The following is a 24,058-nucleotide window of genomic DNA, read 5'->3' as shown; positions in this document are numbered from 1 at the left end:
AGTTGAAAAAGAAATGGTTCATCTTATTGATATGTTTAGTTTTTTTAGGTGGATTATGTAGTTATATAATAATAGAAAAAAAGCAAAAAAAACCGAAGATTGCTGTGGTTTTAAAAGGAACAAAGTCAGACTACTGGAAAATAATAGTTGCTGGTATAGAAAGAGCCTTTGATAATTATGGAGTAGAAGGAAAGTTTTTAGCGTCAGATAATACAAAGATGAATCAAATTGATATTCTGAAAAAAGTGCTAAAGGAAAAACCAGATGCATTGATATTTTCTCCTGAGGATGCTAAACTACCAATTCCCATTTTAAAGGAATATGAGAAGCATAATATTCCTGTTCTTCTTGTTGATACAAACTTAGATTGGTCTGGTAAAACTTCTTTTATTGGCACAAATAATGATCTGCTGGGACAAAAGGCGGGAGAGTTGCTTTCTTCTATGTCTCAGCCTAATGATAAAATATTGATTATTGGGTATATATCAAATGATTATGTAAGTGAAGATAGAATTCAGGGAGCAAAAAAAGCCTTAAATAATGCTGGTATTCATATGGTTATTAAACAGTTCGAGTTAAATAAAGATATAGCTCCCGTAATCCCGGAAATCTTGCAAGCGAATTCAAAGGTGAAGGGGATATTTGCTACTGACGACGGAGCAGCTCTGAAAATAATGAAGGTATTGGAGGAGAAGAACTTAAATATTCCTGTAGTAGGTGCGGATGGCATTATAAAAATGGTTAAAAAGATTGAAAATGGTACAATCCGAGCTACAATTGCTCAAAATCCTTATGATATGGGATATATTAGCGGGGAAAATGCTTTGAAAGCAATAAAAGGAGAGCAAGTAAAAAAAGAGATTGATAGTGATGTAGATATTATTACAATAGATAATGCGCAAAGTAAGAGAACATTTCTTGAAAATCTATTAGAAAATTAAAATGAATGCTGAGAAATAAGTGGATTGTTTGATTTTAGAAGGATAAAGTAAATAACTAATACCTCAGAATGGCTGCAATACATAAACTTAGATCCATTCTGAAGTACTAGTTATTTTTTTGCGAACATTAATTCTAATTCTTTTTCTTTACATAGCCCATTAAATAATTAATAAATTTATAATCTTTTGCCAACCATGTACCATGATTTCTTTTTAAGTAGCTTTCTCCTTCTAGGAAAGTAGAGAACGTTACTGGCAATTGCTTTTTCTTTTGTTCAATAACCCATTCTTTATTATTTAAAGGGTATAGATAAAAGTGTTCTTCTGCTTTATTTTCATACATCGAACCTAATAGAGATTCTTTTATGTTATATGTATTTTTTCTTGCATCTTCCCTCACTGGTTCAAGTGAAAAAGTATTTAGGACAAAATCGTTGTAGGCCTCAGCAGTTAGAGTGCATCCAGATGCTTTTGCATGCCCTCCTCCGCCGTATTTTCCGGCTATTTGTGAGACATCGACTGTATCATGGATTGTTCGAAATCCCACTTTTTTTCCGCCGATATTTAAAATGGCAATATAATCTAAATGGGGGTATTCCTTGCCAAGCTCATTTCCCAATTCAGAATGATAAGATTCTGCATAAACGATGCCAGCGAAAAAGCCATTAATTTCTGTTTGTACAAGTTCTCTCCGTTTGCGACGGATATAGCGCTCTATTTTAGTGTCTTCAAGTTCTAATAGTTTTTCCTCAAATTCATCAAAATAAAAGTGATTGCTATTTTTGAGTCGATCGATCATTTTTTCTTCAAATTCACTCATGGAGATAAGAAAAAATAAGGCATTTAGCTTTTTAGCCTGTTGATTATTATTTTTCTCCCAATCCCATGTGTCATATTGTCTGACAAGTTCTACAAATTCTTCAATGCAATTGGACGGTGTAAGGAGATTATGCTGAATGAGATATTCGTAAAATAATGATGTTGCCGAAGTTAAGTTTCCATCTGCATCCTTCACAGATACAGATCCCCATTCATGATCATTAAAATGCAGTGCCGTTTTATGGTGATCAATTAATTGGATTTTCCCCCCTTTTTTATAAAATGCTTCTAATTTTTTTCTGTTTTCTTCATTAACAGAAAGATCTGTTATAAATAAAAAAGGATGTTCTGCTTCATGCTGAAGAAATTTCTCTACTTCTTGATTCAAGCCAGCAATGGAATTATAGCGGACTTCTACTTGATCCTCAAAAGAAAGCTTAGCCAGAATGCCACAGCCTATTCCATCTAAATCATTATGTGATAATAGTTTGTACATTTTTTTCACCTCTGCCCAATAGTATAATCTAATATGGAAAAAATAGAACAGATTATTGAATATTTATTTACTTATTTCATATTTGCTGAATAATTAGCAGCCCTAAATTATGAATCAAACTATTGAATTTCTTTTTAGCAGGTTTCGTTTAAATGATATGCTAATAGCAATGAATATGAATAAGGAAAAAAATGTTATATTAGTTGATGCCATTTTTTTATAATAATTTCATCTCTTTTTTGACAATTAGCAGGAAAGTCCTTTTTTTATAGAAAGATAAGGTATGATAAAAGAGAAAGCATTGATTGATAAAGAGGAGGGATGTTAACCTTGACTCGGAAGAAAGATATGTATATTTATATTATTTCGTTGTTTGCTGTATCATTAAATTTGCGAATTGGCATTACTTCCATTTCTCCTGTTTTAGAAACAATTCGGCATGATTTGCATTTAAGTAATTTTATTGTCAGTTTTTTACCTTCCATTCCTGTTTTATGTATGGGTATATTTGCATTTTTTACAGGATATGCAACTGAAAAATGGGGGGCAGAAAAGGCGATTGCTGGCTGTTTGCTTTTAATAGGGGGAGCGACCTTTATAAGAGGCATAGCTTATTATACATGGATTTTGCTTATTACTTCTTTACTAATTGGCATAGGAATTGCACTTGCAGGACCATTATTGTCGGGGGTTATTAAAAAAAAATATCCGTCTAAGATTGGTGTAATGATTGGTATATACTCGGTTGGAATGGGATTGGGAGCATCATTAAGTGCAGGATTAACAATTGACCTGCAGCAATTATTCAATCAATCATGGAATCATGCTCTTGCTGTTTGGGGAGTATTGGCTATTTTGGCTTCTCTTTTGTGGTCATATGCAATAAAGGGAGGAAAAGAACAGAAGGGAACCTTAAATGGTGCAGTCAAACTCCCATTTAAAAATAAAAAGGCATGGGCCATTACTATCTTTTTTGGAATTCAATCAGGAATATTTTATTCAGCCACTACATGGATTGCTTCTACAGCACAAAGTATGGGTTTTACCAGTAAGGAGGCAGGAACACTTGTAACCGTTTTGGCGTTTATTCAAATGACATGCTCTTTTTTTGTCCCGATATTGGTGGATTATTTGCAAAACAGAAATTTATTTATATATATTAGTGCGTTTTTAACATTCATTGGCTTATTACTGCTTGCTTTTTCGTTAGCTTCACCTTGGACTTCTGCAATTTTAATTGGAGTAGGAATTGGAGGACTGTTTCCTATTGCTTTAATGTTGCCATTAAATGAAACGGAAACAGCAGAAGATGCAAGTGCATGGACCGCTCTTATGCAGCTGGGGGGATATATATTAGGGGGAACTCTTCCTATTGTATTAGGACTAATTCGTGATGTAGCCAATACTAATACACAAGTATTTTTAGTATTAGTGCTGCTTAGCCTCATGCTTATTCCTTTAATCTTGTATATTGACAGGGACAAAAAAAACACAGAAATAGCTCATGCTTCATAAGAAGAAATAGGCTGCCCGAAAATGACTAATAATCACTAGATTTATATAGTTATAGCTGACAAACAGTCATTTTCATGCAGGCTGATAGTACTGGTTTTTAAAAGGAAATGTCTATGTTTTTTTCGGTAGCAAGCTTTATATGTTTTTCATCAAATACATCACTTGTATTAATTTTCACTGATTTTATATTAGGCTTTTTCAAAATGAATCCAATTGATCCTTTTCGTGTTTCATCCGGTTTTAAGGGATTATTTAAGTTTTCTAAATAGATATCTTGGTCCCATGTAATCCGTTCGCCTGTATCTGTTGTTAGATACGCAACAGGTGCAAAATAGCGTGTTTCGCCAGATGTGTTTTTAACTTCAACAAAACATTTAATAAAGGTGAATTGTTCATCATGTGTATAGCTGTGATAAAAATCTGTCAGGCTGTAAGCTGGTTTATAGTTGATTAGTTTTGCTTCCTGTATATTTAATTCAATGGCCTCTGTTCTATATAAATTATTTATATTAGTTATCTTTGTTAATGTAGCTTCACCTTTATTGCTGCGAATCGTTTGTCCTGCTTGTACTAAAGTACGATCATCAATTACTTGGGGATTGGCAGGATAATCTTTATAGTAAGTTGGAATAGTTGTTTTTGCAGACTTGCTTTTTGTTGAAGAAACTTCTGGAAATAAGTAATTATCTTCTTTATAAGAAGAGCATCCAGATAGTAAGAGTAAGCAGATAAAGCATAAAGCTATCATTTTTTTCATTATATGTACCTCCTGAAAATAGAAAAGGAAGTCTTTTTAAGGAAATGTTAAAAAGACTTCCTACTCAGTTATTATTGTTACTCTGTTATTTATCTTTTATGGTGACTTTCGCACCCATCAATTCAAAAAGAAGTTTTGCATGGTCAGTATTATCCTTTTGTCCGGCAAAAAGGTCACTTTTTGGTCCATATGCATATACAGGTACATCTTCACCAGTATGTCCGCCAGTTGTCCAGCCGGTATTTGATCGAGTATTAAAAATGGCCTCGATAGCATTATCGATAGTTGTAAAGTTTTTGGTATTAGCAGCATCTTGGACAGATTTTATTTCTTTTTTTGTTAAAGAAAGTGCAATGTATTTTTTTAGAGTCTTTTCTACATCTTCCCCTTTAAGAATTTGTTCAGCCATAAAGTCAGGCGTTCTTTTGGCAGCTTTTATTGGTTCTGCATGCCAGTTATAATCTCCATTAGCTGCAATAGAAAATCCTCCGGTAGAGTGATCTGCTGTAGCAATAACTAATGTATCTTTATCTTTTTTAGCGAAGTCTATTGCTGCTTTATATGCCTTTTCAAAGTCTTCCATTTCGCTCATAGCCCCAACAATGTCATTATCATGGCCAGCCCAATCAATTTGGCTTCCTTCTACCATTAAGAAAAATCCTTTTTTATTCTCTTTTAAACGGTCGATTGCTGACTTTGTCATTTCCTCTAATGAAGGAGTGTTTTTATTGCGATCAATCATTTTTGGTAAGCCAGCATCTGCAAATAAACCGATTACTTGAGTATCTTTGTTATTTAATAAGCTATTGCGATTATTCACATAACTGAAACCATCTTTCTTAAACTCATTTACTAGATTTCGATCTGTGCGGATAAATAAGTCTTTTCCGCCGCCTAATAAAACATCTATTTTGTGTTTGCCTAAAATACGTTCATCAAAATAATCATCTGCTATACTATTCATATTTTTTCTGCTAATATCATGTGCTCCGAATGCAGCAGGTGTAGCATGAGTAATCTCTGAAGTTGCTACGAGACCAGTAGATTTTCCCTTTTCTTTTGCTGCTTCCAATACCGTTTTAACAGCTGATTCATCATTATCTACTGCTATAGCATTATTGTAAGTTTTGATGCCAGCAGACATAGCTGTAGCAGCAGAGGCGGAATCTGTAACATTTTGAGCAGGATCTTCTGGATAGGTCATTTGTTGTCCTACTAGATAAGAGTCAAAATAAGTTTTTTCGGCGATTTTTGTTTTAGGATTATCTTTGAGATAACGATATGCAGAAGTATAGGAGACTCCCATTCCGTCACCAATTAGAAAGATAATATTTTTTGGTTGCTTAGCTTGTCCTTTTGCTTCAACAAAGGAAGGCGGCATTGCTAAAACTGACAATGATAGAGACGAAATAACCGCAATTGGCAAAAACCTTTTTTTCCATGATTTTAGTAACATTTTATCCCTCCAAAATATGTATTACTTGTTATATTATCTAGGAAGGATATTAATGGAATTTAAAGAAAATATTTAAATAGAGTAAAGATTTTAAACTTATTGTAAATAGTAGAGATGGAAAATAAAGGGAGAAAAGCAGCTTATAAAGGGAATTAGCCATAACTAACTCCCTTTTGTATTAAAGAAGATATTCTACAGATTTTCTGACATATACTTATAGAAGTGAGAGAGTGCAAGCAGGGGAAAAATTTTATTATAGCTTTCATAATAAATATAAAATTGCGTAGGTAAACCAATTCCTGTTGGATAAAGAATACTTGTTTTTTCCTTATTTTTCTTCAGCAAATAGTTTATGCCTTTTATCACTGTGTTACTTTTTCCTTCTCCTGCAGCAATCAAGGCATCCACAGCCCATGCTGTTTGAGAATCGGTGCTAAAAGATAGGGGAATATAGAGGAGTTTTTCACAGCTTTGGCAAGACTCTCCCCATCCCCCGTCCTCGTGTTGAATGGTTTTTAGCCACTGAATGGCCTTTTTTATACTTTTATCATTTTTATTTATACCAACTGCTCTTAATCCTGTAATTGCTGCCCAGGTCCCATAAATATAGCAGACGCCCCAGCGGCCGTACCAAGAGCCATCATTATTTTGATTAGAGTATAGCCAATTGATGCCTCTTTTAACTTTGGGATGAGAATGATTAAACTCGGCAAAGTTTCCGAGAAATTCTAATATACGGCCAGTTAAATCTGCTGTAGAAGGATCAACAGCGGCATCTCTGGCATTTTCGATAGGAACGTATTGAAGTAATTCCCAATTGGTGTTTTTTTCAAAAGCGCCCCATCCCCCATCTCTATTTTGCATGGATAGTAAATAATTAACGCCCTTTTTCCAAGCATAATAGATTGATTGATTATTAGTAGCGGTTTGTTTTAATGCGCGTAATACTGCAGATGTATCATCATTATCAGGATTATTTGTATTAATGGCGGAAAAACCCCACCCCCCAGGAGGCGTATGTGGGTTATGAATAGACCAATCTGCCTTTTTTGTATGCTGTTTATCTAGAAGGTAGGCAATCGCCTTTTTTATTGTTTTTGAGTCACTAGACAGTTTAGCTTCTTGTAAACTGTAGCAGATTAATCCAGTATCCCAAACTGTAGAAGTAGAATTTTCAAGATGCGTATTATGTTCACCGCTTTTAATAAGAGAAAAAAGACCAGAAATGGCTTTTTTAATAATAATAGAGTTCTTATTGTAGCCCTGCGCCAATAAGCCATATATCATAAAAAAGGTTGCACTAGCATAACTGTATAGTGTTCCATCTTCTTCTATACGATTCACTATATATTTTTCTGCATATATATAGCCAAGATTATGCATATATGCAGGGAGTGCCCCTGCCTTTTTTATTTCTTTCCAAAGAAAAGATAAAGGAGAGCGGTCATCTTCTAAGACAAGTAATGGTGAAGAAGTGTTGATACTCTTTGGAAAAAGATCCTTTAAATTTGGTGTATTATCATTGGTTAATGTATATTTTTTATTAGAAGCAATCAGCATAGGAATGAAATGAATACGAGCATAAGAGCTAAATTGAAAGAAATTAATAGGTTGATAAGTTGGAAGAAGCAAAAAAGTCATAGGAATATAAATCATATTAGACCATGGATACATACCATTGACTGATAACATCCAGCGAATCATAAAATGGGACTTTTCCAATCCACCGTTTGCTATAATATACGATCTGGCTTGTTGCATTTTGCTATCTTCCTTTTTGCAATAACCAGAATATAAAAGAGCAGTATAGGCAATTACTGTTGAAGAAAGATTTCCATTGGTTTCGTCTTTATATGCCTTCCAATATCCTGTATTAGTTTGCGCTTTTTTTAAAGTGTCCACTAATTTAATAATGGTCTCTTCATAATCTGTTATATTTAACGCTCTGCAAGTAATAATAAAAAAGGCGTCTGTCATTAAGCTTCCTTGAAAAAGAAATCTCCAAGCCCCATCTATATGCTGAAGCTGAATTAGTTCTTCTTTTCTTTGAAAAATATCCTTTTGAATGGTTTCTAAATTAATCAAGCTAATACCTCCATGGACCTATTACAGGGTGAATTTGATAAAAAGTACCTCTAAATAATAGTTATTCCATATATAGATATGCAAATGCAGAAGATATTCATGTATAGAATTGTATATGTTATTTATGTTTAATTAATAACTAAGGAGAAATATGCCGATTTTCTTCTTTCTTTATATAAAGAGGGTAGAAACATGTTAGGATGCAACAATGTTTCTACCCTCTTGAGCATAATTATTTTTATAAATAAGGATTTTCGTTTTTAATTTTTAACTTTGTCCAACGTTTCTCCACTTCATTAGTAAAGTCGGTTAGCATTTCTTTATTTTCTTCTTTTAATAGATGTTTTGTTTTTCCCATAAATTTCAACCATTCTGTCAAAGGGATTTTTTTATCTTTTTCTTCTGGATTATAGGTTATGGCAGTTGTTCCGTTTTCTACTTCATATAAAGGGAAGAAGCAGGAATTTACAGCAGCTTCTACTACTTTTGTTCCAAAACGATCCTCTGTTTTCCAATTTACTGGACAAGTTATTAGTAATTTTCCATAGACAGTCCCGACATTTTGGGCATACCATTGTGCTTTAGCTGCTTTTTTGATTAAATCTTGTGGAAAGGCCTCAGATCCTGTAAATACATATGGAATATTGGTAGCAGCCATAATTTGGGCTGTATCTTTATGGTGAAATGCTTTTCCCTTTTGTGCAAGGCCCACGTTACTTGTACTAGTCATATGACCGATTGGAGTAGAGTAGGACATTTGTGAACCTGTATTCATATAACCCTCATTATCATATTCTAACATGATTAGATTATGGTTTCTTAAAGCAGTGCCGATAGCAGAACCCATTCCAATATCCATTCCTCCATCTCCTGTTACCATAACAAAGGTTGTGTTTTCTGAAATTTGAATTTCTCCTCTTCTTTGCAGTTCTAAAAATGCTTCAACGGTCCCTGATAATGTTGCTGGCCCATTTTGGAACAAATTATGCATCATTGTTTGCCTATGGGAAGTATGAGGATAGGCTGTTGTGACAACATATGCACAACCTGTTTGGAATAAAACAACAATATCCCCTTCTATCCCTTTGAAAAATAATTCTAGGCCACTTAAAATGCCGCATCCAGGACATGCACCATGACCTGGAGCAAAGCGATTTGGTTTACTGGTCAGGGAACGCAATGAAGGCACTTTTACTTTTAGTGAGTTAGTCTCTTCGTTTGGAGAAATCTCTATTAAACCAGAATTATATACATCTCCATATTGTGGTTCAATGATAGGTTTGATTTCGTTTTCTTCTTTTCCTGTATACTGACCATAATAATCAAAGGGTTTTTCTGCAAAGCCATTGTTCAAAGCCTCGAGGGCCATGTTAAAAAATGCTTCTGCATCATCAGCGTAAAAGTCTTTGCCTCCTAATCCAAATACTCTGCTTAGCACAATAGTGTGGTTGTTAGGATCTTCTTGAATAGCAGACTTTACTTCATGAGTTAAAGTAGGCCCATTCCCGCCATAGGAATCGGCTCTCTCTCCGATTAAAAGAGATTTGACATCCCGCAGTGCCTTCCTAATTTCTTCAGAAGGAAATGGACGAATTATATTAGGAGTTATTATACCGGCTTTAACCCCCTGTTTGCGTAATTGATCTACTACATCTTTAGCAGTTTCTGCCGCCGAGTTTAATAAGAATAGGGCAACTTCTGCATCCTCCATTTTATATAAATCGACTAATGGATAAGAGCGCCCAGAAATTTGTTCGAATTGTTTTGAGATTTCATTGAAGACATCTTTTGCTGCGTACATTGCCTGTGATTGCTGATAATGATTATTCAGTAAATCATCCCCATTCATATGGGCACCAATTGTAACCGGTTTTTTGGGATCTCGAATAGCTGGATATTCCGTCGGACAAGGACCAACAAAATCTTGTACAACTTTTCTATCTTCAAAGTAATGTACTTTTCTTTTTTGATGAGAAGTGAAAAACCCATCGTAAGCAACAATTACTGGTAAACGAACTTTTGCATGTTCTGCAATTTTTAATGCCATAATATTCATGTCATAAACTGCCTGAGGAGTGCTAGCAGTAATAATAACCCAACCGGTATTTAATGCATAATACAAATCTGAATGATCCCCTCGAATATCCAATGGCCCGCTTATAGCCCGCGTCACTAGATTTAGCACCATTGGATAACGAGTTCCAGCTTGTACAGGCATTTGTTCAAGCATATACATAAAACCATTTGCACTAGTTGCATTTATAACACGTGCTCCTGTTGCTGATGCCCCGTAGCAAATGCCAGCAGATCCATGCTCGCCATCAGCAGGTATTAATTTAATATCATGTTCCCCTCTTGTTTTCATTTGATCAAGATACTGAGCTACTTCAGTGGAGGGAGTTATAGGGAAATAGCCCATTATATGATAATTTATTTGGGCTGCAGCCATCGCAGCCATTTCATTCCCTGATTCAAAAGTTGTTAATTGAACAGGTGCATTTTTGATGAGCAAATCATTTTCTAAAATGGACATTATAAACAACCCCCTGTAGTAACATAAGGAAATTTTTGTTTCACTTGCTCTGTTTCCGCAAATTTTTCTACTTCACGAACACCCTTTAGAGCGCTTGTTGGGCATGCCTCTACACATTTTAGGCAACCTTTGCAATATTGATAGTCAATCCCCTTCAGAGACATGATGGTACGTCCTCGTTTATTTACTTTTTTGTCCCATACAAAACAAAAATCTGGGCAAACGGTATCACAGGAGGCGCAGCTTATACAGCTTTCCTTGTCAAATTGAGGGATAAAGCCTTGGCGTGATCCGCTTAAGTCTTTCATTAGACTATTGCCTGGTGCCAATATAACGCCGCCTATTTGTTGTGTGTTATAGCCAAGTCGAGAGCGGGGTCTTGAAAATGCTATGGTATGGGCATTTTCAGTTGTTTCATAGTTTTTAAATTTTACTTCGTTGTAGCCTCTATCAAATGTACGGATATTTGCTTCTACTAAATGTGGATATTTTTTTTCGAACGTTTTTGTTATTACTTTACGCATTGCCTCAGGATCAAGAAAATTACATATGCGAAATAATGCTCCCAGCATTGCAGTATTAACACGTGTTTTTTCTTTTACAGCAATTTGAAGCGCATCAACTATCGCCAATTTTCCATAATTTAGATTCAAATCATGTTTAACTAAGTCAACGTTTCTTGCTGTGTTGACAAGGACAATTCCATTGGGTTCTAATCCACTGATCACATCAACTGATTTGTATAAAGCTTCATGGAAAATGCCAATAACATGAGGTTCATCAATTGGACTATGTGCTCTGATTTTCGTTTCAGGATCACAGAAGCGGATAAAGCTTTTTACTGGTGAGCCCTTTTTTTCAGAACCATATGAGGAAAAATTGGATCCATTAAGCCCGAGGCCAAGCACCCCTGATTCTGCCAGCATTTTGCCTGCTAGGTTTGCTCCTAGTCCACCTATAGATTCTAATCGAATTTCATAAAATCCAAGCTTATTTTTGGTTGGTAAAATAGACAAAAAAATTCCCTCCTCGTAGAATTGTTAACTTAAGTTTAAGTACTTGTTTTTAACCTTGTGTAAAAAAAGACAGAAAATTTAAAAAACTAGCATAGTTATTATTCTAAAGGATAAATCTCCCCAAAGCTGTGACAAATATCGTAACTTTCTTAAGAAGAAGGGAGGATGATATAGGGAAATCTCTAAAAATAAATCTTTATATAAAAAAATGTTTTGATAAATAAAACTGCTTAGAGCAATTTAGATTTATCAAAACAATTTTTTATTGTTCATAAATAATTTTTCCTGTACTTGTCACATCGTAGCCAATAGCTTGTAATTCCTCTTTTAGCTGTTGAGAGTTCAGTAGAATGGATAGCAGCTTAATAAGTTCATAATTTTGTTCTGTTTTTAGAATAACCAAATCATAGTCCTCTTTGATTAGGGGAATAAAATCGATGCCTTTGGAATAATGAGAAGCTCGTTCTATGCCTACTCCAACATCTGCTTTTCCTTGAGTTATGATAGCAGCAACACTGTAGTGGCTTGTACATTCATGTTGGTATCCATTAACACTATTTTTGTTTATTTTATTAATTTTCAGCTGTTCATCCAATAAAACTCGGGCACCGGACCCTACTTCTCTATTGATTATTTTTATATCACTGCGATCTAGATCGGACCAATTTTTAATATTTTTAGGATTTCCTGCCTCTACATATAAACCAGCTTGTCTTGTTATAAAGCGGATAACAATATAAGAGTGACTTACTAAAAGTTTTTTTACATAAGGAATATTGTAGCTGTTTGTTTCCCCATCATATAAATGGGTGCTGACAATATCTGCATCGCCTTTATACATAGCTAGCAATCCATTTAGACTGCCTATATAGGAGCGAAGGGGGCGATATGATTTGCTTGTTTGCTCGATATGTTTTGCCAGGATATCTAAACAAGTATCTTGTCCGCTGATAATAATAGGTCGATGCTTAGTAAATGGTTCAAAAACATGATCTTGCTGTGGATTTGTAACGCTGATTTGAGTAGGCGTCCGTTCCACTGTATTTTGTGATATTTCCCTGGATCCTTTTTTAAATGCTTCTAAATCAGCAGCATCAATGCGCATTTGGCGCCCTACCCTAAATGCTTTAAGTTCTCCCTTTTTTATAAGGTCATAGACGGTTAATTTTGAAACTTTTAAAATCTCGGCAATCTCTTCTGTAGTAAAGGATTCATTTGTCGTCATTCCATAATCCTCCAAAAAAAAATCTATTTTTTTTATTTTACCATTTACTAACGCATCAATCACATTTATAATCACGTTAACTAATTATAAATAAGCATAACTAGTTGTTTATAAATAAAAATAAATAATTAATTGATAAAAATAGTTATGTTAAGTTATATTTAGTTATAAATAAAAAGTTGGTTGGGGGAATTTTTATGAAGAAAAAAGTTTTTGTATTATTCTTGACTGCATTGTTTGCTATTGCTTTGATTGGATGCGGAAATCAGGAAAATGCCTCAAAACAAACGAATGAAAAAGAAGAAATAGAGTTGAAAGTTTCTGCTGCAGCTAGTTTAACAGATGCAATGAGTGATTTGCAAAAAGGATTTCAGAAAGAACATTCGGACGTTAAATTTACAAATAATTTCGGCAGTTCTGGCACTTTAGCCCAACAGATTGAGCAAGGTGCACCTGCAGACATTTTTTTATCAGCTGATCAAAAGTGGATGGATACATTATCTGAAAAGAAAATGATTGTAGAAGAGACGAGAAAAGATTTTTCTGGAAATAAGATTGTATTAATTGCAAGCAAGGATAGTGACATTAAAATTGATTCTTTTGAAAAATTAACTGATAAAATTGGACAAATTGCCATGGGAGATCCAGAGAGTGTACCTGCAGGATCATATGCAAAAGAAGCATTGATAAAAATCGAGAAATGGAAAGAGTTAGAAAAGCACTTTGTTTATGGAAGTGATGTTGCACAAACGCTGAAATATGTGGAATCAGGTAATACAGATGTTGGATTTGTTTATTCAAGTGACGCTCTTTTATCCGATAAAGTCAAAGTACTAGCAGAAGCAGACCCAACATGGCATAAACCAATCGTTTATCCAGGTGCTGTACTTAAAGATACTAAAAACCTTGATGAGGCAAAGGCGTTTGTTGAATTTTTGAATACGGATGAAGCACAAAAAATATTAAGTAATTATGGATTTTCTAAATAAAGCAATCTAAAGACTGAATATTTCTGAAATAAAGGAACGGAAAACAAGGAGTTAATAACAGATATGAATTATACACCTTTTATTTTATCGCTGAAAATTGCTAGTATAGCTACATGCATTGTTTTTATTTTAGGAATTATTTTAGCATTATTTATAGCGAGAAGTGAATTTTTTGGGAAAAGTATCGTAGAAGGAATTATCCTATTGCCTTTAGTATTACCGCCAACAGTTGTCGGGTTTTCTTTATTATTTCTTTTTGGGAAAAACGGGGCAATAGGAAAATTCTTGCTAGATTGGTTTGATCTACAAATTGTATTCACCTGGATAGGTGCAGTTATTGCCTCCATTGTTGTATCGTTTCCTTTAATGTATCAAAGTGCTTCTGCAGCTTTTCAAAATTATGATAAAAATTTAGAAAGTGCAGCCCAAATAATGGGGGCTTCCAAATGGAAGGTTTTTTGGACGGTATCATTTCCTCTTGCTTGGCCTGGTTTATTGGCGGGTCTAGTATTAACTTTTGCTAGATCATTAGGAGAATTTGGAGCAACTTTAATGATCGCTGGTTTTATTCCAGGGAAAACAGATACAATACCGTTGACCATTTATTTTGCAGTTCAATCTGGAAATTCGCAGGTTGCTACATATTGGGTAATCATTTTAATTATTCTTGGTTTTGGAGCAATTATTTGGATTAATTGGTGGAGTAAACGCAATTTATTAAGATATAAAAGTGAAAAGTAAAGAGTGTGAAGAAAGGGGACAAAAAATGCTTGCCATCAAGATAAAAAAAAATCTTCCACATTTTACAATCGATGTAGAATTAAAAGAAAATAATAATATAGTCATTCTTTTTGGGCCATCGGGTTCCGGGAAAACCACCATACTAAATTGTATTGCAGGGCTTGATAATCCTGATGAAGGACTTATCCAATTAAATCAAAAGACCTTTTATCAAACAAATAGAAAATCAGTAAAAATTCAACAAAGAAAAGTAGGATACTTATTTCAAGATTTTGCGCTGTTTCCTCATATGACTGTAGAGAAGAATATTCAATATGGAATGAAGAGTCAGGAGTTGATGAATCGATTAGTGCAGAGTGTAGGCATTGAGCATCTCTTAAAAAAATATCCTAAACAAATATCTGGAGGAGAAAAGCAGAGGGTAGCATTAGCCAGAGCGTTAGCAACAGAACCGGATATCCTTCTGCTTGATGAACCATTTTCAAGCCTCGATCAAGAAACAAAAAAAGAGTGCTATGCAGAATTGTTGAGGCTTCATGAAATGTGGGACATACCAATAATCATGGTTACACATGATTATGAAGAGGCTAAAAAATTGGGCAATCATATTATCCACTTAAAAAAAGGCAAGATTGTTAATAGAGAAAAATTACATGCAGGATAATTTTGTTGAACAAATGAATCGTATTATTTTTGTTAGAGACTTGCTCTTATCAGCCTATTGAAAAAATTGCTGATGAGAGTATTTTTTTTCTAAGTTCATTACACTGTTGATTTGCCTTTAGCAAAGCAATCTTCCTCTGTAAAAGTCATGGATTGATTTAAAATACTTGATAATCTAAAGGTTTTGCTCTAATTAAGAAATAAATAATATAGGCTGTTTTTTAAAAGATTGTTGTTTTTCGGATAGTTTCAATAAGTAAATCCATTGTTAAAACAGGTTGATTGGAGTGAAAGGTGCGAGATTCCTGTGGGCTCACCGCCCGCCCCATGGAAAGCGAGCATCCTAGAACGGAAGACAACCTACTCCTTTAAAAGCAACAAAGTTTACGAAAACAGTCATAATATAAAAAAACTTCTTTTTCCTTCCCCCTAAAGAAAAAAATCTTATTTTTTTAAATATAAATAGACAAAAAATGGTTAGTTTTTTGTGAAAATATCTTTTTGTTACAACTTTTTGAATAAAACACGCATTTAAAAGCGGTTGCAAAAAATAGCACGTTAAATTTTCTGACAATTCCGTTGATTCGGCATTCGACAATAAATATTATCGGAGTATCAACAAAATTAAATTCCAATTAATGGAATTAACAATGTTGATGTGTTGGAAACTTTTAAGTTGAAGGAAGAAAAAAGAAAAAAGGAGTGGTGCCAAGGATAAAATTAGCAACTATGTATTCGTGTATAAGAATAACTCTATTTTGGGGAGGGAGAGAGTGTGAAGACGATTAATCAGGACTTAGAAGATCGAATTGCTCGTCACCCTTGCTATAGTGAGGATGCTCATCACTATTTTGCGCGTATGCATGTGCCTGTAGCACCTGCTTGCAATATTCAATGTAATTATTGTAGTCGTAAGTTTGACTGTGCAAATGAAAGTAGACCGGGTGTAGTAAGTGAAGTTTTAAAACCAGAAGAAGCAGTAAAAAAAGTATTGGTTGTTGCAGGGGAAATAAAACAAACATCTGTTGTTGGAATTGCAGGGCCTGGAGATCCTTTAGCCAATCCGGAAAGAACCTTTGAAACATTTCGAGGGGTTGCAAAAAAAGCCTCTGATCTTAAATTATGCTTGAGTACAAACGGCCTGCGCCTATTAGAATTTGTGGATCAGATACATGAATTAAATATTGACCATGTAACGATTACGATTAATGCAGTAAATCCTTTAGTCGGCCAGCACATTTATTCCTGGATATTCTACGAAGGTAAACGATATAAGGGCATAGAAGCAGCGGAAATTCTTATTAATAATCAATTAAAAGGATTAGAAGCTCTAACTGAGCGAGGGATTTTATGTAAAGTAAATTCTGTTCTTATTCCAGGAATTAATGATCATCACATGGAGGAGGTTTCAAAAGCGATAAAGGATAGAGGAGCTTTTGTTCATAATATTATGCCGCTTATTGTAACTCCTGATACAGTTTTTGAAAAGAATGGCATAAGAAATCCAACAGCTAAGGAAGTGCAGCAAGTTCAAGAAAAGTGTTCTGGCAGTTTAAAAATGATGAAGCATTGCAGACAATGTCGAGCAGATGCAGTTGGTTTATTAGGAGAAGATAGAAGTTCGGAATTCACAAAAGAAAAGCTTATGAATATTTCTATTCACTATGACTTAGAAGAAAGAAAAAACTATCAAGAAAAATTGGAATTGAAGATTCAGGAAAGTAAAAAGAAAAAACAGGGAAAAGTTGCCAAAATAAGAGCAGAAGCATCTTTTTCAATTCCTGGAATCCGAATCGCAATAACAACACGGGGAAATGCAAGGGTAAACTTACATTTTGGACATGCAAAAGAATTTTTGATTTTTGATGTTCATAAAGAAGTGATTAAGTTTGTAGGCGTAAGAAAAGTTCAATCTTATTGTGTAGGTAAAATTAATTGCGGAACAAACAAAAAGCCAATTTTAGCAGAAACAGCGACAATCTTAAAGGACTGTCAAATGTTATTGTGTTCAGGAATCGGCGAGGCGCCGCAAAAGTATTTATTAGAGAGAGGAATTGTACCATTTATTAAGTCTGGAAATATAGAAGAACTTCTTTATGAAAGCAGCAAATTCTACCAGTATATGAACTCGTCGGAACCAATATTTATGTAAAAATTAATATTATGAGGGGGAAATAAAATGCGTCAAATAGCTTTCTATGGAAAAGGTGGAATTGGTAAATCAACTACATCACAAAATACGTTAGCGCAACTTGCTACTAAATTTGGTCAAAAGATTATGATAGTAGGATGTGATCCAAAGGCTGACTCTACTCGCCTAATTTTAAACACAAAAGCACAAAGTACAGTGTTAGAGCTTGCAGCAAAAATGGGAACTGTAGAGGATTTAGAATTAGATGATGTTTTAGATAAAGGATTTGGAGATATTTTATGCGTAGAATCTGGAGGACCTGAGCCAGGTGTAGGATGTGCAGGACGTGGTATCATCACTTCCATTAACTTCTTGGAGGAAGAGGGGGCATATGAAGGATTAGATTTTGTTTCTTATGATGTATTAGGAGATGTAGTTTGTGGTGGGTTCGCAATGCCAATCCGTGAAAATAAAGCACAAGAAATTTACATTGTATGTTCAGGTGAAATGATGGCCATGTATGCTGCCAATAATATTGCCCGCGGTATTTTAAAATATGCAAATAGTGGCGGTGTTCGCTTAGGGGGCTTAATTTGCAATAGCCGTAATACCGACCGTGAAGCAGAACTTATTTCAGAATTAGCTCGCCGTTTAAATACACAAATGATCCATTTTGTTCCAAGAAATAATGTTGTACAACATGCTGAGCTGCGTAAGATGACAGTTGCTCAATATAAACCAGAAGATGAACAAGCGAAAGAATATGAGATTTTAGCACAAAAAATCCTTAATAATAAAATGTTGACTGTTCCAACCCCAATTGAAATGGAAGAATTGGAAGAACTCTTAATGGAATATGGAGTTATTGAAGATGACGAAACACAAATTAAAAAATTAGAAGAAAAAGAAGCTTCTGCAAAATAAATAATGATTTCTAAAAAAGCGAGGTGAATTCCATTGAGTACAAAAGAAATTACGGATAGACAGAAAATGCTCGAAGAATTACTGGAGGTCTATCCTGAAAGAACAAAAAAATTCAAGAAAAAACATTTTCAAGTAGTAGAAGAAGAGAATATTGAAAGTGGAAAATGCTCGGTAAAATCGAATATAAAATCACGTCCAGGTGTTATGACTATCCGTGGTTGTGCTTATGCAGGATCAAAAGGGGTTGTATGGGGACCAATTAAAGATATGATTCATATAAGTCACGGTCCAGTAGGATGTGGACAATATAGCTGGGGCACACGAAGAAATTATGCAACTGGTACCTTAGGAGTTAATAATTTTACAGTTATGCAAATAACAAGCGATTTCCAAGAGAGAGATATCGTCTTTGGGGGAGATAAAAAGTTAGAGGCTTTATGTAAAGAAGTAAAAGAAATGTTTCCGTTAGCCAAAGGAATCTCTATTCAATCAGAGTGTCCGGTAGGATTAATCGGAGATGATATAGAGGCTGTTGGCAAAAAAATGACCAAAGAGCTTGGTGTACCTGTAATACCGGTTCGTTGCGAAGGATTCAGGGGAGTAAGCCAGTCTTTAGGTCATCATATTGCTAATGATACCATACGTGACCATGTTATGGGAACTAGGGAGCTTGAAGAAGCTGGTCCATATGATGTAGCAATCATTGGGGATTATAATATTGGCGGGGACGCTTGGGCATCTCGTATTTTACTAGAGGAGATAGGTTTACGAGTAATTGCGCAGTGGTCCGGAGATGGCTCAATCAATGAATTAGGAATTACGCACAAATCTAAGCTTAATTTAATCCATTGCTATCGTTCTATGAACTATATGGCTAAAACAATGGAAAAAGAATATGGAATTCCTTGGATGGAATATAATTTTTTTGGTCCAACGAAAACAATTGAAAGTTTGCGGGCAATTGCGGCTCATTTTGATGAAACAATACAAGCTAATGCAGAAAGAGTGATTGCTGCATATAAAGATGAAATGGATGAAGTTATTGAAAAATATCACCCTCGTTTAGAAGGGAAAAAAGTAATGCTTATTATAGGGGGGCTGCGTGCAAGGCATACTATAGGGGCATATGAAGATCTTGGAATGGAAATTGTTGCTACCGGTTATGAATTTGCACATAAAGATGACTATGAGAAAACAATTGTGGAGTTAAAAGAAGGTACGGTTCTATATGATGATCCAGGTGCATTTGATGTAGAGTTTTTATCAGACAAGCTGGATGTTGATTTAATGGGTGCAGGTGTTAAAGAAAAATATGTTTATCACAAATTAGGTATACCTTTCAGACAAATGCACTCCTGGGATTATAGTGGTCCTTATCATGGCTTTGATGGATTTAAAGTTTTTGCACAGGATATGGATACTGCAATTAACAGTCCTGTATGGAATTTAATGGATTTACCATTTTAAGGGGAAAAGGAGGGGGAAGAATGACAAAAAAATTAAATATTAAAGACCATAATACATTGTTTCAAGCAGAAAAATATCAAAAGCAAGCTGAAGAAAAAAGAGTCTTTGAGGCTGCGTGTTCTGTACAAGAGGTAGAGGATACGGTGGAACTTTTAAAAACGGAAGAATATAAAGAAAAGAACTTCAGTCGGGAGGCAGCTACCATTAATCCAGCCAAAGCTTGCCAACCGTTAGGCGCGGTTCTTGCTTCATTGGGATTTGAAGGAACTCTGCCCTTTGTACATGGTTCACAAGGTTGTGTAGCCTATTTTCGAAGCCATTTTACTCGTCATTTTAAAGAACCTGTACCTGCAGTCTCTTCTTCTATGACGGAAGATGGTGCAGTATTTGGAGGAATGAGAAATCTAATTGAGGGACTAGAAAATAGTACGGCATTGTACAAACCGAAAATGATAGCAGTTAGTACTACTTGTATGGCAGAAGTTATTGGAGATGACTTAAGTGCTTTTATAGAAAGTGCACGTATCGAGGGGGCAATTGACCAGGAATTTCCTGTTCCGTTTGCAAATACTCCTAGTTTTGTAGGATCACATATAACAGGCTATGATTCTATGATCCGTTCGATCCTAGCATATTTATCAGAAAAAAACGGGAATCTATCTTATAAAAGACCATCAGATAAAGTAAATATTATTACTGGTTTTGATACTTATACAGGAAATTTTGCAGAATTAAAAAGAATACTTGAGTTAATGGATGTAGATTATACATTATTAGGAGACCATGGTGACAATTTAGATTCACCTGCTAATGGAGAATACAATTATTACTATGGAGGAACTAAATTAGAGGATGTAGCACAGGCGCATAATGCTAATGGTACTCTTCTTCTTCAAAAGTATTCTACTAAGAAAGTGACTAAATATATTAATAAAAAATGGAAACAAGATACAATTACGATGTCCACGCCTCTTGGTATAAAAAATACAGACCAATTGCTAAAAAACATTAAAGAGTTGACGGGAAAACAAATTCCACAAGTGCTAAAGGACGAGCGTGGACGTGTTGTAGATGCATTAACTGATTCTCATCCATATTTGCATGGTAAACGAGTAGCAATGGCGGGGGATCCAGATTTATTGCTTGGTCTTATATCGTTTTGTTTAGAGATTGGCATCGAGCCTGTCCATATTGTTTGCACAAATGGTGATAAGAACTTCGCAGAAGAAGCGGAGACACTTTTGAAAACAAGTCCATACGGAATGGAAGGGAAAATCCATGTTGGCAAAGATTTATGGCATATGCGTTCTTTATTATTAACAGAACCTGTGGATTTTGCAATAGGAAGTACACATATGAAATATTGTGCAAAAGATGCTGGAATTCCGTTAGTTCGTATTGGCTTCCCAATTTTTGATCGCCATCATATGCATCGATATCCGATTATTGGATATCAAGGAACATTAAATTTATTAACGTTAATTGTAAATACTATTTTACAACAATTAGATGATGAAGCTCCAGACCATAGTTTTGATACCGTTAGATAAGCAAAAATAATTTAAATGAAAAAAGTTTAAGTCAGTGTGGGGGTTATCTCTTCACTGACTATGGATTTAAAAGGCGGTGGAGATGTGGAGAATTATGTAATGAAGGCAATGCAAGAGCCTGCATGTGAACATAGTGTAAAGAATAATAACCATAAAGGCTGTGCTAAGCCTAAGCCTAAGCCTGGAGAAGCGGCAGGTGGTTGTTCCTTTGATGGAGCTCAAATTACTTTATTGCCAATTGCAGATGCGGCACATCTCATTCATGGTCCCATTGCTTGTGGAGGAAATAGTTGGGAGGGCAGAGGAAGTCTTAGTTCAGGTTCTAATCTACACCGTTATGGGCTAACCACAGATTTAAATGAACAGCAGATTATATTTGGTGGTGAGAAACAATTAAGAGATGCTATCCGCGGAATAGTAGATAGATTTAGTCCACCTGCAATTTTTGTTTATTCGACTTGCATTACAGCATTAATTGGAGTGGATCTTGATGCAATCTGCCGCAGTGAAACAGAAAAACTAGGCATTTCTATTATTCCAGTAAATAGTCCTGGATTTGTAGGAAGTAAAAATTTAGGAAATCGTCTTGCTGGAGAAGCATTATTAGATTATGTGATTGGAACAGCAGTACCGCCATTTGAATCAAAGTGGGATATCAATTTAATTGGTGAATATAATATCGCTGGGGAAATATGGGATATAAAAGAACTATTGAACCAAGTAGGAATTAATATCTTATCTAAGATTACAGGTGATGGCAGGTTTAATGAAGTCCGCTGGGCGCATAGGGCTAAGCTTAATATGGTAGTATGCAGCAGAGCTTTGATTAATATGGCAAGAAAAATGGAAGAAAAATATGATATTCCTTATTTTGAAGGTTCTTTTTATGGGGCGAAAGAAACCACATTATCTTTACAAACAATTGCTCGACTATTAAATGATAAGGAGCTAATAGACAGGGTATATGCCTTTACCAATCAAGAAGAAAAGAAGCTGGATCAGGAAATTTCAATCCATCGAAAAAAATTAAAAGGGAAACGTGCTGTTCTTTATACAGGCGGCGTAAAAAGCTGGTCCATTATTTCAGCACTTCAAGAACTAGGGATTGATGTTGTAGGAGTCGGAACAAACAAAAGTACGAATGAAGATATTGCAAGAATAAGAGAACGTGTAGGTAAGGATGTGGAATTAATAGAATCTGGTGGGGCAAAAAAAATATTGCAGACCTTTAGAAAAGAACAAGGAGATATCATGATAGCTGGTGGTCGTAATATGTATGTTGCTTTAAAAGAGCATATTCCATTTATTGATATTAATCAGGAAAGACATGATGCTTATGCAGGATATAAAGGGTTGAAAAAATTAGCGGAACAATTAGTTAATTCGTTAGAGAATCCTGTCTGGCAAATGGTGAAACTTCGGCCTCCATGGGAGGAGAGATAAGAGATGGTTACGTATAAAACAGATAAGGAATTGACTATTAATCCATTAAAAGTCAGCCAGACATTAGGGGGAGTATTGGCGTTACAAGGTTTTTATCAGGCTATTCCCATTGTACATGGTTCACAAGGTTGTGCAGCATTTATAAAAGCGTTAATGACCCAGCATTATCAGGAGCCTATAGCCATTCAAACTACAGCTCTTCAAGAAATGAATATTATTTTTGGTGCTGAACAAAACATGATCAAGGCAATGGATAAGGTATTAGAAAAGCATAAGCCATCTATTGTTGCCGTAATAAGTACAGGATTAACGGAAACAGCTGGAGATGACTTAATAGGAAATTTGAATAACTATATAAAAGAGGTGGACAAAGAATGTAGCTGCTTTATCTTCCCAGTTTCATTGCCCGACTTTGAAGGTTCTTTGGAGTCAGGCTATAGCCGTACTGTTGAAGCAATGATAAGGCAATTGTTAAAAAAGGAGAAGGATTGCATTTCGAATCAAAAAATAAAAAATCAAATCAATTTTTTTCCTGGTTCTCATTTAACGCCAGCGGATGTAATGGAAATTAAACGCATTCTTCAGTCTTTTGGATTCACCGTCATAACTGCACCCGATTTATCTACATCATTAGCCGGAAATTATGCTTTAGGATACTCGTCTCTAACTCAAGGAGGAATAACCTATAGCCAATCCAAGCAATTAGTATTTTCAGAGTATACGATTGCAGTAGGATCTAGCATGGAAGGTGCTGCGAAAATGATGGAGGAAGGTGCTGGAATACCGTTTCGAGTATTTCCGAGTTTATCTGGGCTGAAAGCAAATGATGAGTTTTTTTCCTTTTTACAGGCTATTAGCAAGCAGTCTGTTTCCCCATTTTATCATTGGGAAAGAAACGTCTTAATGGATTGTTTATTAGATGCCCATTTTAATTTTTTAGGAAAGAAAGTAGTGTTGGCTTTAGAACCGGACCATCTTTATTCATTTATTACCTTATGCAAGGGATTAGGTTTAAAATTTGATGGATTGGTGACATCATTTTCTACCAATATTTTATCCAAGATAGATGAAGAAATTACTATTGGAGATTTAGATGATTTAGAGAAAATGGCAACAAGTGCTGATTTGTGGATTAGCAATTCTCATGGAGAGCAAGGTGCAATTAGAATGAATATTCCTTTTATGCCTGCTGGATTCCCTATTTTTCATCAATTAGGAAATTCATTAGCAACTAGTGTGGGCTATAGAGGTACTACAGAAACAATTATTAAATTAGGGAACCTATTAAAGTAAAGGAAGTGGAAAAA

18 protein-coding genes are annotated in these 24,058 nt (G+C 35.0%); 11 read left to right on the top strand and 7 right to left on the bottom strand.

Features of this window, described 5'->3' with window-relative positions; all coding sequences use genetic code 11:
- Positions 1–2: 2 nt before the first annotated feature.
- Entirely contained in the window at positions 3–941 is a 939-nt protein-coding gene (locus tag CWS01_RS17995) for a sugar ABC transporter substrate-binding protein (RefSeq protein ID WP_101178569.1), read from the top strand.
- Between the two features lie 133 nt (positions 942–1,074).
- On the opposite strand, the gene CWS01_RS17990 is transcribed toward CWS01_RS17995, so the two are convergent.
- A complete protein-coding gene (locus CWS01_RS17990) occupies positions 1,075–2,256 on the bottom strand; it encodes a DHH family phosphoesterase (RefSeq protein ID WP_101178567.1) in 1,182 nt (393 codons plus the stop codon).
- A 321-nt stretch (positions 2,257–2,577) separates the two neighbouring features.
- Between CWS01_RS17990 and CWS01_RS17985 the strand changes: the two genes are divergently transcribed.
- On the top strand, positions 2,578–3,771 hold the full coding sequence (locus tag CWS01_RS17985; protein ID WP_101178565.1) for an MFS transporter: 1,194 nt from the start codon (positions 2,578–2,580) through the stop codon (positions 3,769–3,771).
- Positions 3,772–3,868: 97 nt separating this feature from the next.
- On the opposite strand, the gene CWS01_RS17980 is transcribed toward CWS01_RS17985, so the two are convergent.
- The 6 genes from CWS01_RS17980 to CWS01_RS17955 form a co-directional block, all read right to left on the bottom strand.
- On the bottom strand, positions 3,869–4,528 hold the full coding sequence (locus CWS01_RS17980; protein WP_101178564.1) for a hypothetical protein: 660 nt from the start codon (positions 4,526–4,528) through the stop codon (positions 3,869–3,871).
- Between the two features lie 85 nt (positions 4,529–4,613).
- Positions 4,614–5,984, bottom strand: coding sequence for an alkaline phosphatase (locus CWS01_RS17975; RefSeq protein ID WP_101178562.1), 1,371 nt, complete (start codon positions 5,982–5,984; stop codon positions 4,614–4,616).
- 192 nt (positions 5,985–6,176) lie between these two features.
- Positions 6,177–8,069, bottom strand: coding sequence for a squalene--hopene cyclase (gene shc, locus CWS01_RS17970; protein WP_328588931.1), 1,893 nt, complete (start codon positions 8,067–8,069; stop codon positions 6,177–6,179).
- Between the two features lie 238 nt (positions 8,070–8,307).
- Positions 8,308–10,602, bottom strand: a complete 2,295-nt coding sequence (locus CWS01_RS17965) for a thiamine pyrophosphate-dependent enzyme (RefSeq protein WP_101178560.1) — start codon at positions 10,600–10,602, stop codon at positions 8,308–8,310.
- Entirely contained in the window at positions 10,602–11,618 is a 1,017-nt protein-coding gene (locus CWS01_RS17960) for a 2-oxoacid:acceptor oxidoreductase family protein (protein WP_101178559.1), read from the bottom strand. Before CWS01_RS17960 ends, CWS01_RS17965 begins: the two co-directional genes overlap by 1 nt.
- A 262-nt stretch (positions 11,619–11,880) precedes the next feature.
- A complete protein-coding gene (locus CWS01_RS17955; RefSeq protein ID WP_101178557.1) occupies positions 11,881–12,843 on the bottom strand; it encodes a helix-turn-helix transcriptional regulator in 963 nt (320 codons plus the stop codon).
- Between the two features lie 197 nt (positions 12,844–13,040).
- On the opposite strand from CWS01_RS17955, the gene modA reads away from it, so the two are divergent.
- The 9 genes from modA to nifN all read left to right on the top strand — a co-directional run bounded on the left by modA (position 13,041) and on the right by nifN (position 24,044).
- Complete coding sequence (gene modA, locus CWS01_RS17950; RefSeq protein ID WP_101178556.1) at positions 13,041–13,832, top strand: molybdate ABC transporter substrate-binding protein; 792 nt, start codon at positions 13,041–13,043, stop codon at positions 13,830–13,832.
- Between the two features lie 63 nt (positions 13,833–13,895).
- Complete coding sequence (modB, locus tag CWS01_RS17945; protein WP_101178554.1) at positions 13,896–14,573, top strand: molybdate ABC transporter permease subunit; 678 nt, start codon at positions 13,896–13,898, stop codon at positions 14,571–14,573.
- 25 nt (positions 14,574–14,598) lie between these two features.
- Positions 14,599–15,237, top strand: coding sequence for an ATP-binding cassette domain-containing protein (locus tag CWS01_RS17940; RefSeq protein ID WP_101178552.1), 639 nt, complete (start codon positions 14,599–14,601; stop codon positions 15,235–15,237).
- A 774-nt stretch (positions 15,238–16,011) separates the two neighbouring features.
- Positions 16,012–17,388, top strand: coding sequence for a nitrogenase cofactor biosynthesis protein NifB (gene nifB, locus CWS01_RS17935; protein ID WP_205161163.1), 1,377 nt, complete (start codon positions 16,012–16,014; stop codon positions 17,386–17,388).
- 27 nt (positions 17,389–17,415) lie between these two features.
- Positions 17,416–18,291 (top strand): nitrogenase iron protein, encoded by an 876-nt coding sequence (gene nifH / locus CWS01_RS17930; RefSeq protein ID WP_101178551.1) that lies wholly within the window; start codon positions 17,416–17,418, stop codon positions 18,289–18,291.
- Positions 18,292–18,324: 33 nt separating this feature from the next.
- Positions 18,325–19,758 (top strand): nitrogenase molybdenum-iron protein alpha chain, encoded by a 1,434-nt coding sequence (gene nifD, locus CWS01_RS17925; protein ID WP_235852107.1) that lies wholly within the window; start codon positions 18,325–18,327, stop codon positions 19,756–19,758.
- Positions 19,759–19,778: 20 nt separating this feature from the next.
- Positions 19,779–21,308 carry a nitrogenase molybdenum-iron protein subunit beta gene (gene nifK, locus CWS01_RS17920; protein ID WP_101178603.1) on the top strand — a complete coding sequence of 510 codons (1,530 nt, stop codon included), beginning with the start codon at positions 19,779–19,781 and terminating at the stop codon, positions 21,306–21,308.
- Between the two features lie 99 nt (positions 21,309–21,407).
- Positions 21,408–22,751, top strand: coding sequence for a nitrogenase iron-molybdenum cofactor biosynthesis protein NifE (gene nifE, locus CWS01_RS17915; protein ID WP_101178602.1), 1,344 nt, complete (start codon positions 21,408–21,410; stop codon positions 22,749–22,751).
- A gap of 3 nt (positions 22,752–22,754) precedes the next feature.
- A complete protein-coding gene (gene nifN, locus CWS01_RS17910; RefSeq protein WP_101178549.1) occupies positions 22,755–24,044 on the top strand; it encodes a nitrogenase iron-molybdenum cofactor biosynthesis protein NifN in 1,290 nt (429 codons plus the stop codon).
- The last annotated feature ends 14 nt before the right edge of the window (positions 24,045–24,058 follow it).

It is taken from the genome of Niallia nealsonii, assembly GCF_002835805.1.
In the GTDB taxonomy this organism is placed as follows: domain Bacteria; phylum Bacillota; class Bacilli; order Bacillales; family Cytobacillaceae; genus Niallia; species Niallia nealsonii.
The sequence above is the reverse complement of the archived record's forward strand: the minus strand, read 5'-3'. Positions and strand labels throughout refer to the sequence as shown.

What these genes read in the sequence shown, in the direction of transcription:
- modA (WP_101178556.1), top strand. Translation starts at nt 13,041, where the DNA reads ATGAAGAAAAAAGTTTTTGTATTATTCTTGACTGCATTGTTTGCTATT.
- CWS01_RS17990 (WP_101178567.1), bottom strand. Translation starts at nt 2,256, where the DNA reads ATGTACAAACTATTATCACATAATGATTTAGATGGAATAGGCTGTGGC.
- CWS01_RS17980 (WP_101178564.1), bottom strand. Translation starts at nt 4,528, where the DNA reads ATGAAAAAAATGATAGCTTTATGCTTTATCTGCTTACTCTTACTATCT.
- nifN (WP_101178549.1), top strand. Translation starts at nt 22,755, where the DNA reads ATGGTTACGTATAAAACAGATAAGGAATTGACTATTAATCCATTAAAA.
- modB (WP_101178554.1), top strand. Translation starts at nt 13,896, where the DNA reads ATGAATTATACACCTTTTATTTTATCGCTGAAAATTGCTAGTATAGCT.
- CWS01_RS17940 (WP_101178552.1), top strand. Translation starts at nt 14,599, where the DNA reads ATGCTTGCCATCAAGATAAAAAAAAATCTTCCACATTTTACAATCGAT.
- CWS01_RS17965 (WP_101178560.1), bottom strand. Translation starts at nt 10,602, where the DNA reads ATGTCCATTTTAGAAAATGATTTGCTCATCAAAAATGCACCTGTTCAA.
- nifE (WP_101178602.1), top strand. Translation starts at nt 21,408, where the DNA reads ATGAAGGCAATGCAAGAGCCTGCATGTGAACATAGTGTAAAGAATAAT.
- CWS01_RS17955 (WP_101178557.1), bottom strand. Translation starts at nt 12,843, where the DNA reads ATGACGACAAATGAATCCTTTACTACAGAAGAGATTGCCGAGATTTTA.
- nifH (WP_101178551.1), top strand. Translation starts at nt 17,416, where the DNA reads ATGCGTCAAATAGCTTTCTATGGAAAAGGTGGAATTGGTAAATCAACT.
- nifK (WP_101178603.1), top strand. Translation starts at nt 19,779, where the DNA reads ATGACAAAAAAATTAAATATTAAAGACCATAATACATTGTTTCAAGCA.
- CWS01_RS17975 (WP_101178562.1), bottom strand. Translation starts at nt 5,984, where the DNA reads ATGTTACTAAAATCATGGAAAAAAAGGTTTTTGCCAATTGCGGTTATT.
- CWS01_RS17985 (WP_101178565.1), top strand. Translation starts at nt 2,578, where the DNA reads ATGTTAACCTTGACTCGGAAGAAAGATATGTATATTTATATTATTTCG.